The sequence below is a fragment of the Pantoea rodasii genome (genome assembly GCF_002095465.1).
In the GTDB taxonomy this organism is placed as follows: Bacteria; Pseudomonadota; Gammaproteobacteria; order Enterobacterales; family Enterobacteriaceae; genus Pantoea; species Pantoea rodasii.
In genome coordinates, this window is record NZ_MLFP01000008.1 from 1 (window position 1) to 13,431 (window position 13,431).

The following is a 13,431-nucleotide window of genomic DNA, read 5'->3' on the forward strand; positions in this document are numbered from 1 at the left end:
GGTTCCCGGAAGGGCGCCACGCGGCAGGGCAGACAGCAGGTGCCAGGTGAGCCTGAGCGTGCGCCCGGTTCGGGGGCCTGCGAAAGGCGGGTCTTCCCGGGCAGACACCAGCAGGCGAACCGGCGCGTCAGGCAGAATGCCGGCGGGTAGCCGGCAAATCGTCAGGACGTGTTCCGTGACGGGTGCAGATTGTGCGGCAGCGGACATGGAGCAGCTCCTGATGATATTCAGGATATCCTGATGCCGTCCGCTGGTGCTGTACAGCAGAGAGTGAACTTAAGGGCTTAATTCAGCGAAATCCGTAAGCGTCTCATCCAGACCGTCTTTTATTTTTCCCCGTGTTTCCTACCATGGACACTTTCGCGAACATGGACACTACCGTGGACAGAAACACGCCTTACACCAGTAGACCCTGGATCACTGCTGCACTCAGCCTGCGGTTTAACGACGCCCTGACTTACCGTGAAATCGCAGAGCAGCTGAACATCAGCACCTCCGCCACGCATAAAATGTTCAAGCGTTTTCGCCGCACCGGCATTAACTGGCCGCTGCCGGAGGAATACACGCCTGAGCGTCTGGAAGAAGAGCTCTACGCTTTCAATCTTGAGACAAATCTGCCGGTAAAAAACGCCGTCCGGACTGGCCACTGGAGTTCAAAATCCGCATGGCGGATTTAACCCTGCAGCCGGGCGCCTGTGTGGCGCAAATTGCACGTGAGCATGGCATCAACGATAACCTGCTCTTCAACTGGCGGAATCTGCATCGTCAGGGACTGCTGGACCCTGCCAGCAGGGCCACTCTCATTCCTGTCACCGTGGAGCCGCTTTCACCGCCGCCAAGGCACAACGGGGCCGTATCAGCAGAAACGACACCGGTCATCAGTTGTAAGCTGACACTGCCGGGCGGCAGCCTGAGCCTGACCGGGCCACTAACGCCGGAGCTCCTGCGGGCACTGGTCAGCGAACTCAGGGAGAGTGAGACATGATTAACTTTCCGGCTGGCTCGCGCATCTGGCTGGTCGCCGGCGTGACGGATATGCGCTGCAGCTTCAACGGGCTGGCGGCGAAAGTGCAGAACACGCTGCGTACGGACCCGTTCAGCGGGCACCTGTTTATCTTTCGCGGCCGGCGGGGTGACATGATAAAGGTGCTGTGGGCCGACCGCGACGGCCTGTGCCTGTTCACCAAACGGCTGGAGCGGGGGCGCTTCTTCTGGCCGGTGACCCGCGATGGTAAAGTCCATCTGACGCCCGCGCAGCTGGGCATGCTGCTGGAAGGCATCAACTGGAAACATCCGCAGCGGACGGAACGCCCTGGTCTGCGCATCTGAACCGGAGTAATGTGGCTGCATGGAACGCTCACTCTCCGATGAAAATGCCCGGCTCCGGGCGCTGCTGGACACGCAGCAGCACACAATCCGCCAGATGGCGGAGTACAGCCGCCTGCTCTCACAGCGGGTGGCGGCCTACGCCAGCGAGATAAACCGGCTGAAGGCGCTGGTTGCTAAGCTGCAGCGCATGCAGTTTGGCAAAAGCTCCGAAAAGCTGCGTGAGAAAACGGAGCGCCAGGTGCGTGAAACTGAAGAACGCATCGGTGCCCTGCAGGAGGAGATGGCGGAGGTGCTGGGTGAGCAGCATGACCCGGTACTCCCGCAGCCGCTGCGCCAGTCTTCCGCCCGTAAACCGCTTCCTGCCTCGCTTCCCCGCGAAACCCGCATTCTGCCGCCTGCCGAAACCGCCTGTCCGGCGTGCGGCGGCAGCCTCAGCCCGCTGGGCTGCGACATGTCCGAGCAGCTGGATCTCATCAGCAGCGCCTTCAGGGTTATCGAAACGCAGCGGCCAAAGCCGGTCTGCTGCAGCTGTGACCACATCGTTCAGGCCCCGATGCCGTCAAAACCCATCGAGCGCAGCTATGCCGGCCCCGGCCTGCTGGCGCGCATCGTCACGGCGAAGTTCGCGGAGCACACGCCTCACTACCGTTAGTCGGAGATATACCGCCGTCAGGGCGTGGAGCTGAGCCGGGCCACGCTAGGGCGCTGGTCCGGGGCGGTAAGTGAACTGCTGGAGCCGCTGTACGACCTGCTGCGGCAGTACGTGCTGATGCCGGGCAAGGTGCATACCGACGACATCCCGGTACCGGTGCTGGAGCCGGGCAGCGGCAAAACGCGCACGGCCCGGCTGTGGGTGTACGTACGGGATGACCGCAACGCGGGCTCGGTAATGCCACCGGCAGTCTGGTTCGCGTACTCACCGGACCGTAAGGGAATACATCCGCAGCAGCACCTTGCCGGGTACAGCGGTATCCTGCAGGCAGATGCCTACGGTGGCTATAACGCACTTTACGAAGGCGGGCGCATCACCGAAGCGGCCTGCATGGCGCACGCACGACGAAAAATCCACGACGTTCATGTCCGTACACCAACAGATATCACTACCGAAGCGCTGAAGCGCATCGGTGAGCTGTACGCCATCGAGGCAGACATACGCGGCAGCCCGGCAGACGAACGGCAGGCGGCCAGGAAAGCGCAGACCGTCCCACTGATGCAGTCGCTGTACGACTGGATACAGGAACAAATGAAGGTGCTGTCACGGCACTCAGATACGGCAAAGGCGTTCGCGTACCTGCTGAAACAATGGGACGCGCTGAACCTGTATTGCGGCAACGGCTGGGCAGAGATAGACAATAATATTGCGGAGAACGCCCTGCGATGCGTCGCTTTAGGCCGAAAAAACTGGTTATTTGCGGGCTCAGACAGCGGAGGCGAGCGAGCCGCCGTTATATATTCGCTTGTCGGCACCTGCCGGCTTAACGGCGTGGACCCGGAGGTATGGCTGCGTTATGTGCTGGAATATATCCAGGAATGGCCTGTGAACCGAATACGTGATTTGTTGCCATGGAATGCCGGTGTGACCTCTGATTAAGAAAAGGCAAGAGGTTAAGATATATAATGCTTGCTCGTAACAGAAAAGGAAGAGAAATGAATTCAGTGAATCTGATAAGAATTGATGCGATGGATCCAGATACCATAGAAAAGATATCCTTAAGGGCTATCGAACTATCTTCTTGCTGGCAGAACCGACAAATGCCTGAGACACTTTACAACGCAAGAGTGGGATTAATTGAGGAATTGCCGGGCTGGCGTAATCCGGCAGCGATTAGTCTTGGAGGTGCCGCCATGGGTGCACATGTGACTCATCTGAATGCCCAGCTTGAAGGTAGTGAGTCTGTGGAGGATTTGGCGTCTTTCCTTGAAAACTGGTTTGATATTATTGCCATCCGGACACCTTCACTGAATAAACTTCAACAATTTTCTGCAGTAACTAATATGTCAGTCATTAACCTGCGAACTCACAGTAATCATCCCTGTGAGATTTTGGGGGATTTAACTTATATTCGGCATTTGAGAGGTGGCTGGGATGGCATCCATGTTGTTGTAATAGGTTCTGACGCAAACATTTTGCGTTCATGGATTGAAGCTGCATCTGTATTGCCTATCAAAGTTACCCAGATAGCCCCGCCAGAATTATTCGTCCCTTATGGTGACATAATTAAGAACTTTAACGTTACTGATGATAAAAGCCTCATTGAAATGGCTGACGTAATAGTCACAGATTGCTGGCCCTCTCAGGTTAGTAACAGACTTAAAAGTGAACTGGAAAAATATCGGGTCGATAAAGAATTACTGTCATCGTGTGATGCTGATACGGTGTTTATTCCATGTCCACCTGTCACTCGTGGCAAAGAAGTTTCATCGGATGCAATGCTGGACAAACGTTGCCATGTAAAAAAAGCTAAAGCATATCTGTTACATGTACAGAATGCGGCTATGGAATTTTTGTATAAAAACCATCTCAATTCAACTCGTGAGACTTAAGTCATAGTCCTGACAAACCACACTAATCCGGACGTAGCATAAAATCTAGCATCAGCTTAATCTGAGCATCAAGCATAGATCTTCCGTTGTGGGTGGGGAGTTTTTTTTGCTCCGCACGCCTGAGTAGACTAGTTTTTTCAGGGAAAATAACGATGTCGCATATAAGAGTATCTGCTGCGAGGTTTTCTATAGAAAAAGGCAAATCAGTGTTTTCTCCCATCCCCAAACATGTTGCATTGATTGCGATATCGACCTGTTCCGGGATCCCGGTGCCAACAATAATCCTTATCTCAGGGTGAAGGACGGAAAGATTGTTAACCAGTGCAACTGCTTTTTCCAGAGTACGGTTATAAATAATCAATTCAGCAGGTTTTTGTCCGGCCACTGCGTGTGCGATGGCTGAGCCAGCCCCGCCCGTTCCTGCAAGGTAAACTCTACTGCCTTTAATGTTTACACGTCGATGCAGGAGGCTTAATACAAATCCTTCTCCATCAAGCATATCGCCGTACAATCTGCCTTTACTATCTCTTCTGATGACATTACATCCCCCAGTTGCCAAAGCAGACTCGCTCGCAGAGTCAATAAATGAAAGCGTCTGCTGCTTATGGGGCATTGTTATGATAGCACCATGAAAGTTCTGAACAGATTTCAGTCCATCAAGTACATTTCTAAGTCCGGCAGGGGCTACATGAAGAGGTACCATCAACACGTCTGAGATATTTTCTCTCTGCAGAGCTGCGTTTATCATCAATGGCGCGTTTACCTGAACTATGGGGTCTCCGATGATGGATAAAAGTTGCAATTTCCCGCTCACGATACTGAGTTCAGTCATGTTTATCCCCCTTAGAAAAACCATTAATCATGATGCTTAATTATGAGAACCATAATTAGACATTACCACGCCAATCCAATTTTTTGAAGTCAGTCTTGTATTAGTTGGAGGCATTTTACCTTAAGGGCAAAACTTCAATTAAAAACTGGCTGCTATCTCCTTTCACGTGCGTTTCCAGCTCCTCTTCGATTCCTCGCTCAGTGCAGAATGTCAAATATGATTTTATTTGTCAGTGAAATCATTCAGTAAATATCCAATAACTAAATGATAAAAAACAATTAAATTACTTCTTGTTTCATCGAGTCGATTGTCAACACGGTCGTTATGTGTCGCTTACCGAAATCTGTAGCGTGAGAGATATATTTCTGCACGGGTCAGGATAAAAGAAGCAGAATCAGAGAGTTCCTGGCATGATTTTTCCAGGGTTGCATTAAGGTGGGCCTGTGCACCCGGCCACGCAGAGGGCCGTCCGTGACGCCTGCAGTTCGCCTCTCAGGACCCATGGTCCGCTTTACACAGCCGGCGTGAGACCGGTTATGTGAAATCCAGCCTTGCTCCCGGGACGGAACACCCCGGGAGATTTTTTATATCCTTCCAGCCCGCCATCCCTCAGGCTCTGTCTGAAGCGCGGGAGACACATTTGTGACGCAGCGCATGCTTCTCCTGACCTCAGGGTGCCGGGGGGGATATCCGTGCATGCTAAAGTCTGTTCAGGAGCGGGAAAACCATGCCTTCATGCACAGAGGAGAGGTCATAATGAAAAACGGTGCCACGCCCTATCGTGAAGCGCTGATACGCCTGAGCGCGCTCCGGATCCGTTACCGGCGGGCAAGCCGCAACCCGGCGGCCGGAATGGTGGATCTCGCGGCGCTGATGTCCGAGCTGGAGGAGGCCGAACAGGACGTGGAGCGATATGAAAAACAGTAAGCATCACAGAGGACCGGGCTAAAGTTTTTCAGCGGATAGCCGATAACATGTAGGTGGTTAATCCGATGGCCACACTCCACGACACGAGTAAGTCCGTTTATCTCATTGATGTTTTCAGGGGCTGACCGCCCCTTTTTTTTAACGTCTGTTCAGCCTGCCTTCGCTGTGTCTTCAGTAATGAATATCTCTCCCGCGACCTGAATTTCCAGCCTATCTGACCCAAATTTTTCTCTGAACGCTAAGTTCTGCTCTTCTGTGTTGCCTGTACGGCTGACATTACGATCAGCTTCATGGGAAAGGGTTCAGAATCCGGGCGCTGGCGGCCCGGTACAGGCATCGTAATAAAAAATGGCTTCCGGTAGGAAGCCATCAGCACAATCAGTCGCAGTATCGGTTATATGTGCCCTGATGAGGCACACATTATTTATCGGCTGACTGCGAGAATGCATTAGGGCTGGAAGGGAGTATTGAGCAAAAAAACGGCCTCGTGCTGCAAAAAAATATCGTCGCATGATTGAACCTGATACCGTCGTTATTTGCGCCAAAAACCTCACTTATAAACGCAGCCATTATCATGAATTTCTGGTAGAAAATGTTGCATTCCACTTAACTTACTATAGCGCGTAATTTGAGCTAAACACATGAATTTTCTCAAAATATCCTTCATTTTTTATCTGGAACCATAGCGCGCCCATTTTGATCCCGAGCGCTTTGGCCCCTGCGGAACGGGCAATAACGCAACCGTCATTGTTGCTGAGCACCACAACTGGCTTGCCGCGCAGGTCGGGGCGAAAAAGTGCCTCGCAACTCGCATAGAAGGAGTTAACGTCAGCCAGGCCAAACATGGGCATGATTACCTCCGGCGCGCGCGCGTGCTGTTGAAAAACCACGTTACTACACCGAGCAACTGCAACTCTTCGGGATAGATGATTGCGTAGGCTGGATTCATGGGCAGCAGGGCAAGACGTGGTTGCAGTTGAAGGCGCTTAACTGTGAACTCACCGTTAACCTCGGCTATGACGATATCTCCGTGAGATGCCTCTTCGGCACGATCCACGACCATGACATCTCCGTCGTAAAGTCCCAGCTCCTGCATGCTACTGCCGCTGGCGCGAACAAAAAATGTCGAGGCGCGCCGGCGTATGCAAAGCTCGTTGAGATCAAGCTCGGACTCCACGTAATCCTGAGCGGGGGAGGGGAAGCCCGCCGCGCAAGGATCTGCAAATAACGGTACGCGTATACGAGACGTGAAAATTGGCGGCCAGAGGATCGTCAGGCCGGGACTGTAGGCCACGGGCTTCATGACTGCCACGCCGTGATAAAAACCACCTTACCGGCTGAAAAAAACATGGTATGACACATAAATCCCTCTCTGATATTACTGTTTATACGTACAGTATTAATGAGCCGGGATTTGATGACAAGTCAGTTTTCTTAGAGAACCGTCCTGCTCGTGCTCAGGGCTATGAAGAACAATGAAATATTTTTGGTATTTATCGGACGCCGACTTACTAGCCCGCAACGCTGCTACTTCATTTAGCCGGCGTCATGTGCTCATTTAATGAACTCCCACTATCAATTCCTTGACTGACACGGCGAGCGGTAAATTGTCCACAGGGTTTTGGAAGGTCTGTGCACCTATATTGTGGACAATTATTCCTTTCGCTAAGGACCTTTGATCCGGGCTCTGTTAACCAGCGGGAGACCGTTGATGACAAAAAACACAGTTGTCAGTAACAGTTCTAGACCTCAACTTTACATTTGCAGATGGCGTTGCCGACGCATGAATAGCGTCTAAACTGCCGGGCACTCTTGAGCATATCGCCGTTTCGCTGCCTCTGCGGCGTCATCATGCCAATCTTTCCCACATTACGTACGTTAAAGCCCTTTCACGGGAGTTGAGACAAGCACAAGCTCCTTGGTCTTCTAAAGTTAACTGATTGTCGGCCATGTTGATTTCTGACCACTGCGTAAGACCTGAATATGTTCTCATCCAACCCGGAAGCCTGCCGTTACTAGGGTTGGTTTACGCCCTCGTTGCGAAGGTTCTCAAAAGGGTAAAGTTTAAACCGCAGGAAAGAACCAGCCGATTTCTTCAAAACGTCAATAACACGTCTCCCTAAACTCATCGGGTGATAGAGGGAACAGTAAACACTTTAGAATATAAAATATGATTTAACGGAGGAGGAATTATCTGTTCCTATTAATCTATTTTTAATCAGCACCAAATATCTACATATGCATGGGGTACGGTAGCAAAATTTATGATGGCAACCTCTATGGTTTTTATACAAATAGACCGATCCGATAAAATAGCTTAGCACGAAATTCAAACAGAAAGCTACTTAGTAAGTTTAGGTCTCACCTCCCCAATGAATGTTTACCCTTTATTTTCAATGCCAAATGTCTATTCCTCAAAATCACAGTTATCGTAAAGGATAAGGTATAATAACTATGACGAGCCATCATAAAAATATATCAATGACATTCAAATATTGAGTCTCGAAATCAATTTTTTGTAATGATTAAAGCTGCCAAGTACAGGGTGGGCTATTAAGTTTAAAGTATATCTTATTAGCATAAATATTGAAATGCATCCGGTGACTACAGCCAATGGGATGTGTTCTTTAGTTTCAACTAACGAAAAAGAAGCTTGAGAAAAAATGATTGCAAGGACGATATAAAAAATGACGTGCACTACCCCTCTCATCTGTTTTTTACAGAATCTTGCACGGTTCAGTGATAATGTGATTTTAGTTATTGACGGGCTCAAATTGACGACTTCCTTATCTAGATAGTCAATTACTGTTCTGATGGAAGTTTCTTTCTTAGTGTCTAGATAGGGGTTGTTTTTTATGATTTCCAGCATTAACGTGGCAAGCGGGATGCTTTTTATTTTAGTAAGCTCATAAAAAACTTGTTCTTTTAACTTCTCTTTAGCTACCTTTTTAGCATCTGATAACTTCTCATTACTGTCTTCAAGAGATAATATTTCTTTATAAACGGAAATTCTTTCATTTGTGAATCTCTTCAATCTTCCGTGAATACCAAAGAAAAAATTAACAGCAGCTAAAGATATAGTAACTGCTAAGGTTAGAATGGTGGCATTACTGATACCTTCCATCTTTGTCTCCCTGTTAATAAGCTGATTAAGTCCAGTTTCAACAAATTATGGTAGTTTGGTTTTGACAATAATACTCATGTATTGATATGGTTTATTGGCAATAAGTTGCCTTATGGCAACCACCAATGGTCTGTGGCTTGAGATGACCGCCTTCGGGTAGCTACGAAAACACTCCTGTAGCCTGAAAGGGAGAACACATCAGTGTGGTAAATCTGCTCGCTCCTGGAAGCAGATATCGTCAAAACAAGCGCACCTACGACGCGACGATGGGGGTACATTAATCACACCAAAGCATGGCTTTTACATACGCCTCACGCCCTCAGACAGGCATCCACAATGATGCTTTTCTTCACTAACGTTATGAATATTTGCAGGGATACGCCCTGAGCTGCATACGACTTTTGCTATGACGCATAAGCCCATTTGGAACATTTGGGCGCTTGCGGAAGACGCATTAGGAGCATGAAGCTGCGTGGCGTCACTTTGGTTCGAGTGAAACGAGAACAAAGTGACGCGCGCAGCGCATAACGACCAAACCCATTTACAGTGCGGTTTTCAGCATGCCGGTACATTCTGACGTGCACGTATTACGTGTTTTCAGATGCTCAACTGGCTATTTATCAACCATGACGCGACGTTAACGAACAACCCGTTAAGGGCGTTTTATTAGAAGGAGAATGATCGACTCGGTATCGATGGCGACATCAGGAAACTGGTGTACGGAGGCAGACTGACAAACGTCAGCACGGCGCAAGCCGCAAACAGGTCAGAGACCTGGGGAGCCTCGCAAGAACTCAACATTTCGCCGCCCCGATGCACAGATACCAGTCGAGACGCAGGAAGCGCAAAGCAACCGTGTCATCGGGGAAGAGATGTACAGATTCAGAGTAGAGTCATACAGCTGTGGGTTTATGAGCTTACAGCTGTAGGTTCTTAAGGAGATAAAAAGTGTCTGGTAAATTAGGTAAGCAACTCGTCACGCTCGCACGTCAGGGTGGGGGAAGTTTTAAAACGGTTTCTGATCGTTCAAAGATTGCCAGTCGCTTTTCGGAGCGACTGGCAACCCTTAATATTCAGATTCGGGACGTAAGCCATATTAAAACCAAGCATCTCGAAAATTATATTCGTAGTCGGCAGGATGAAAATATCTCGTCACGGACCTTGCAAAATGAAATGGCCGCATTACGTTCTGTTCTTTCTCAAGGTGGGCGTAACGTTCTGGCTAATCCTGCACATGAGAAATTAAGTAATCAGGCGCTGAATATTTCAGGAGCCAGTCGGGAAGGCACCAAAGTTGCCATTTCGGACGAACGTCTCAGAGAAATTATTTTAACGGTTTCAGAAAAAGATAGGGGGATTGCATTAGGTATTCAGCTCGCCAGGTATATTGGTCTGCGTGCAGAGGAAACTGTTCAGTCGGCAAAGTCACTTAAGACCTGGAGAAAAAATTTAGAATCCGGAAATAATAACGTGCGCGTTGTGTTTGGCTCTAAAGGAGGGCGTCCGCGCGATGCCTCCGTTTTTGATAAAGAGAAGGTTGTTAACCTGTTAAATGAAGCTATTCGTTACATAGAACAAAATAACGGTAAGTTAATCGATAAACCAACGCTTCATCAGGCGCTTGATCGTTATCATAACGTATTACGTGAAAGTGGAATGACCGGGATCTATGCACCGCACAGTCTCAGGTATGCTTATTCAAAAGATGCAGTAAATCATCATTTAGAAAATGGCTTGAGTCGTAAAGAAGCTGAGGCGCTTGTATCAATGGATCTTGGACACGGTGATGGACGTGGTGCTTACGTTGCCCGGGTTTATAACCGGATAGATGAGTCAGATGAATAAAAGGCTCTTGTAATTTTCCTTAAGCAAACGCTATTATTAAAACGCTTCTTACGTTGTCTTCGGACAACCACCAATGGTCTGTAGCTTGAGATGATCGCCTTCGGGTAGCTGCAAACAACACTCCTCTAGCCTGAAAGGGAGAACACATCAGTGTGGTACATCTGCTCGCCTTTGGAAGCAGGTATCGTCAATCACGGCTCCTACTGCCTGGCGATGAAGGTACATTCAACCATCCGGCTCCGGCCTTCGTCCTTCGTGGAAACATTCCCGTCAGGGCAAATGTTTCTCTGTTTTCTGGAGGAACTATGTCCATTACCCGCTCGTTTCTGAATGAGTTGCGTACGCCATTCGATCTGGTCGATTCCATTGCAACTCATGTTGCATCTGAATTTCCTGATCTTAAAGCTGCACTCAGGGGAACATCGTGGCTTGCTTCATCTTCCGGTCATGATGAATTTCGCTCCCGCGTATGGTTTGACGATCAACTTTATCACGCCATTGTTATGGCAAGAACGTTGGCCGAAGGCCAGCTGGGCGATGAATTCATTTTCAGCCGGCACGGTAAGCACTTTACGCACCAAGCTTCAGTGAAAGCCGCTCAGCATGCCGCGTCTGATTCTGCGACTTCCAGGGAGTTCGCCGCTCAGAAGTAACAGCGCAGTCGTCTGAACCATATATTCGCTATGCGAATGCCCATCGGGAAACATCTTCCCGACAGGCAGGTGTTTCCCGCTCAACAGGAGAAACACCATGTATACCTTTTTATTACCAACCTCCTTTTCCATAAAAGGCATCTGTTCAGCGGCCTCCGCTGCAGCGTTGTCCCTGCGAGATCGCGTCGCAGCCGGTAAGAGAAAAGAACAGTGGATAACGAACCGGGCTGGCTCACTCAGCTTCAGGATTCAGGTTCATCAGTTACCGTCAGGAAAATGGACGGCCGGCATACTTACCCGTTCCGGCACGTTTTACGGCAATCACCGGTTTGGTTCTCTGAAAAAGCCGGATGAGGTTTTCAGCTCGTACCGTCATGCTCGCCGCTATGCTCTGAAGTTGGCGAATCAGATGGCTAATCTGCGTTATGCCTATCAGTGAGGAATAGTGGAATATGACTATTTCAACCAACCTGGCAGATATGCTGCAGTTAGCTAAATACGAGTGCGACATGCTTACGGCATTAGCCTATCAGCGATTTGGTCTGGACGACCTTGACGAGCAGGTGCACCTCTGCGGTGAACTGCCCGTCACTATGTCCGTTCAGATCAACGTTATTTACAACCTTGAGTTCGGTATGGTTCAGGACCGCTTCCTCAGTCCTGGCTGTACTGACCTGGTTGACTCCATCCGTGCAATGAGCATCAGGCTCGACCGCACTTTGCATGAACGGATTTCTTCAGATGGCCATAATGATGGTCTGGGATATCTGGAAATTGCCAGATTAGAATCTCTCTAATCTGACGTAACCCTGTGGGGATTTATTCCCCATCAGGGGTATAAATCCCCTTTTTTTGAGGATTTATCATGACACCAATATCCGTACCGCCCCAACACGTCACTTATGAAGTTAAGCAGACCGGATGGATCTCTCCTAGCGATTGGCACAGTTTTACCTTGGCAGTTACTGAAGCATTCTGGCTGTTACCGGTACATCTCCGCCCTTGCTCGTCAACAAACGGTACGCCTCTGGAACGCGCTTCCATGATGTTTCCTCACCCCGAGGTATTTGAATTCGGTGGAAAAGACGAAGGGAATTACATATCCAGAAGCGTGATGTTTACCCTGGATATGAGCCCTGATTTGCGTATTGAAACGGAAGGTCAGCCCATCGACTTCTTCACGCGGATTGCGCTGCTAATGCTGTATCAACATTGCTCAGACTGCTTTGAAATAACTTCATCAGCTGGCGGCGTCAGCTGGGCGCTTCCTGTTCGCTGGGCAATACGACACCAACTGATTAGTGTCAGTGATGCTCCTCAGCCTTTCAGCACGGAAGGTTTTATTACCGGCGCAGCTGATGAACTGCTTATCAGAAGCGTTTCCGGAGCTGAACGTCCGTTTACGACGGCTGACTGGGGACTGATTTCAGAACTTGAGTTCGCACTTGAAGAACTGAAAACCGGCAAACGCTGATCCGGCAATCGATTTAACTTAACCCAACGGGGATTTACCTCCCTGTGGGCGGTAAATCCCCTTTTTAATGGAGATTTACCATGACACATACACCAACCGAGCCTCTGGTCCTTCCGGGCGTTTACCAGTTTGAGCAGGGAGCGTCCATAAATGATGAACAGTGGTTCAGATTTATCGACGCAGTTAAAGAAGCATTCTGGCTTCTTCCCGCTCAGCTCCGGCCTTATAAACAGCTGGGTTATGACATGAACCGCGCGTCAGAACTTTTTGACGAAGAGGGTTCGGTCACGTTCAACCATAAGGACGGCGAAGGCTACTGCCTCAATCCGCTCTACCTCAGGCAGACGCTTTCGGATAATTTTCGTACATACCGTAAAGTGGAGAGCCATCGATGCAGACAGGATTTATTCGTGCGCATCGTGCTGGTTCTTATGCATAACCTATGCCCCGAAGGCTATTACATAACCAGTTCCTGTCCGCAAAGCTGGCATTTCGCGCAGCGATGGCTGGCATGGAATATGGATATGTTTACCAGAGCACCTGAAAAAATTCCGGCATCGTTTGTTATACCCGGCGCAATTGAACATCTGCTGCTGGTAAAAACCTCCGGTCCCGGCAAGCAGGTCACCACTGAAGAGTGGGAAGCCATATCAGGCATTGAGTTCTGGCTTGCTCAGCAGCACAACAGCTGACCTTTATACCC

At 49.5% G+C, this 13,431-nt stretch carries 15 protein-coding genes and 2 pseudogenes; 12 read left to right on the forward strand and 5 right to left on the reverse strand.

Annotated features, from left to right (window positions below; translation table 11 throughout):
* The coding region (locus HA45_RS27635; RefSeq protein WP_211280905.1) for a hypothetical protein at positions 1–207 on the reverse strand (207 nt) is incomplete at its 3' end.
* 173 nt (positions 208–380) lie between these two features.
* On the opposite strand from HA45_RS27635, the gene HA45_RS27245 reads away from it, so the two are divergent.
* The 5 genes and pseudogenes from HA45_RS27245 (at position 381) to HA45_RS12185 (ending at position 3,873) form a co-directional block, all read left to right on the forward strand.
* Positions 381–677 (forward strand): winged helix-turn-helix transcriptional regulator, encoded by a 297-nt coding sequence (locus HA45_RS27245; protein WP_158087313.1) that lies wholly within the window; start codon positions 381–383, stop codon positions 675–677.
* A complete protein-coding gene (locus HA45_RS12170; protein ID WP_143808504.1) occupies positions 665–985 on the forward strand; it encodes a transposase in 321 nt (106 codons plus the stop codon). The genes HA45_RS27245 and HA45_RS12170 overlap by 13 nt, the downstream gene beginning before the upstream one ends.
* A complete protein-coding gene (tnpB, locus tag HA45_RS12175) occupies positions 982–1,329 on the forward strand; it encodes an IS66 family insertion sequence element accessory protein TnpB (RefSeq protein WP_100702978.1) in 348 nt (115 codons plus the stop codon). The genes HA45_RS12170 and tnpB overlap by 4 nt, the downstream gene beginning before the upstream one ends.
* A gap of 19 nt (positions 1,330–1,348) precedes the next feature.
* Positions 1,349–2,920: pseudogene (gene tnpC / locus HA45_RS12180) on the forward strand (IS66 family transposase).
* Positions 2,921–2,976: 56 nt separating this feature from the next.
* Complete coding sequence (locus HA45_RS12185) at positions 2,977–3,873, forward strand: ornithine carbamoyltransferase (RefSeq protein WP_100702979.1); 897 nt, start codon at positions 2,977–2,979, stop codon at positions 3,871–3,873.
* Between the two features lie 22 nt (positions 3,874–3,895).
* Here HA45_RS12185 and HA45_RS12190 read toward each other — a convergent pair whose 3' ends face one another.
* On the reverse strand, positions 3,896–4,705 hold the full coding sequence (locus HA45_RS12190) for a shikimate dehydrogenase family protein (protein WP_100702980.1): 810 nt from the start codon (positions 4,703–4,705) through the stop codon (positions 3,896–3,898).
* A 756-nt stretch (positions 4,706–5,461) separates the two neighbouring features.
* Between HA45_RS12190 and HA45_RS27505 the strand changes: the two genes are divergently transcribed.
* Entirely contained in the window at positions 5,462–5,632 is a 171-nt protein-coding gene (locus HA45_RS27505) for a hypothetical protein (protein WP_166936816.1), read from the forward strand.
* Between the two features lie 617 nt (positions 5,633–6,249).
* Here HA45_RS27505 and HA45_RS12195 read toward each other — a convergent pair.
* The 3 genes and pseudogenes from HA45_RS12195 to HA45_RS12205 form a co-directional block, all read right to left on the reverse strand.
* A pseudogene (locus HA45_RS12195) lies at positions 6,250–6,477 on the reverse strand (Y-family DNA polymerase); the annotation flags it as partial.
* A gap of 8 nt (positions 6,478–6,485) precedes the next feature.
* Entirely contained in the window at positions 6,486–6,935 is a 450-nt protein-coding gene (gene umuD, locus HA45_RS12200) for a translesion error-prone DNA polymerase V autoproteolytic subunit (RefSeq protein WP_100702982.1), read from the reverse strand.
* 1,185 nt (positions 6,936–8,120) lie between these two features.
* Positions 8,121–8,756: a hypothetical protein gene (locus tag HA45_RS12205; RefSeq protein ID WP_100702983.1), complete on the reverse strand. Its 636-nt coding sequence runs from the start codon at positions 8,754–8,756 to the stop codon at positions 8,121–8,123.
* Between the two features lie 948 nt (positions 8,757–9,704).
* Between HA45_RS12205 and HA45_RS12210 the strand changes: the two genes are divergently transcribed.
* The 6 genes from HA45_RS12210 to HA45_RS12235 all read left to right on the forward strand — a co-directional run bounded on the left by HA45_RS12210 (position 9,705) and on the right by HA45_RS12235 (position 13,420).
* Positions 9,705–10,601 carry an integrase domain-containing protein gene (locus HA45_RS12210; RefSeq protein WP_100702984.1) on the forward strand — a complete coding sequence of 299 codons (897 nt, stop codon included), beginning with the start codon at positions 9,705–9,707 and terminating at the stop codon, positions 10,599–10,601.
* A 305-nt stretch (positions 10,602–10,906) separates the two neighbouring features.
* Complete coding sequence (locus HA45_RS12215) at positions 10,907–11,254, forward strand: hypothetical protein (protein ID WP_100702985.1); 348 nt, start codon at positions 10,907–10,909, stop codon at positions 11,252–11,254.
* Positions 11,255–11,351: 97 nt separating this feature from the next.
* Entirely contained in the window at positions 11,352–11,693 is a 342-nt protein-coding gene (locus HA45_RS12220) for a hypothetical protein (protein ID WP_100702986.1), read from the forward strand.
* A 13-nt stretch (positions 11,694–11,706) separates the two neighbouring features.
* Positions 11,707–12,051: a hypothetical protein gene (locus tag HA45_RS12225; RefSeq protein WP_100702987.1), complete on the forward strand. Its 345-nt coding sequence runs from the start codon at positions 11,707–11,709 to the stop codon at positions 12,049–12,051.
* Positions 12,052–12,119: 68 nt separating this feature from the next.
* Positions 12,120–12,728 (forward strand): hypothetical protein, encoded by a 609-nt coding sequence (locus HA45_RS12230; RefSeq protein WP_100702988.1) that lies wholly within the window; start codon positions 12,120–12,122, stop codon positions 12,726–12,728.
* A gap of 80 nt (positions 12,729–12,808) precedes the next feature.
* Positions 12,809–13,420, forward strand: a complete 612-nt coding sequence (locus HA45_RS12235; protein ID WP_100702989.1) for a hypothetical protein — start codon at positions 12,809–12,811, stop codon at positions 13,418–13,420.
* The last annotated feature ends 11 nt before the right edge of the window (positions 13,421–13,431 follow it).

Coding starts and splice junctions, on each gene's coding strand:
- HA45_RS12170 (WP_143808504.1), top strand. CDS start 665: ATGGCGGATTTAACCCTGCAGCCGGGCGCCTGTGTGGCGCAAATTGCA.
- tnpB (WP_100702978.1), top strand. CDS start 982: ATGATTAACTTTCCGGCTGGCTCGCGCATCTGGCTGGTCGCCGGCGTG.
- HA45_RS12185 (WP_100702979.1), top strand. CDS start 2,977: ATGAATTCAGTGAATCTGATAAGAATTGATGCGATGGATCCAGATACC.
- HA45_RS12190 (WP_100702980.1), bottom strand. CDS start 4,705: ATGACTGAACTCAGTATCGTGAGCGGGAAATTGCAACTTTTATCCATC.
- HA45_RS27505 (WP_166936816.1), top strand. CDS start 5,462: ATGAAAAACGGTGCCACGCCCTATCGTGAAGCGCTGATACGCCTGAGC.
- umuD (WP_100702982.1), bottom strand. CDS start 6,935: ATGAAGCCCGTGGCCTACAGTCCCGGCCTGACGATCCTCTGGCCGCCA.
- HA45_RS12205 (WP_100702983.1), bottom strand. CDS start 8,756: ATGGAAGGTATCAGTAATGCCACCATTCTAACCTTAGCAGTTACTATA.
- HA45_RS12215 (WP_100702985.1), top strand. CDS start 10,907: ATGTCCATTACCCGCTCGTTTCTGAATGAGTTGCGTACGCCATTCGAT.
- HA45_RS12220 (WP_100702986.1), top strand. CDS start 11,352: ATGTATACCTTTTTATTACCAACCTCCTTTTCCATAAAAGGCATCTGT.
- HA45_RS12225 (WP_100702987.1), top strand. CDS start 11,707: ATGACTATTTCAACCAACCTGGCAGATATGCTGCAGTTAGCTAAATAC.
- HA45_RS12230 (WP_100702988.1), top strand. CDS start 12,120: ATGACACCAATATCCGTACCGCCCCAACACGTCACTTATGAAGTTAAG.
- HA45_RS12235 (WP_100702989.1), top strand. CDS start 12,809: ATGACACATACACCAACCGAGCCTCTGGTCCTTCCGGGCGTTTACCAG.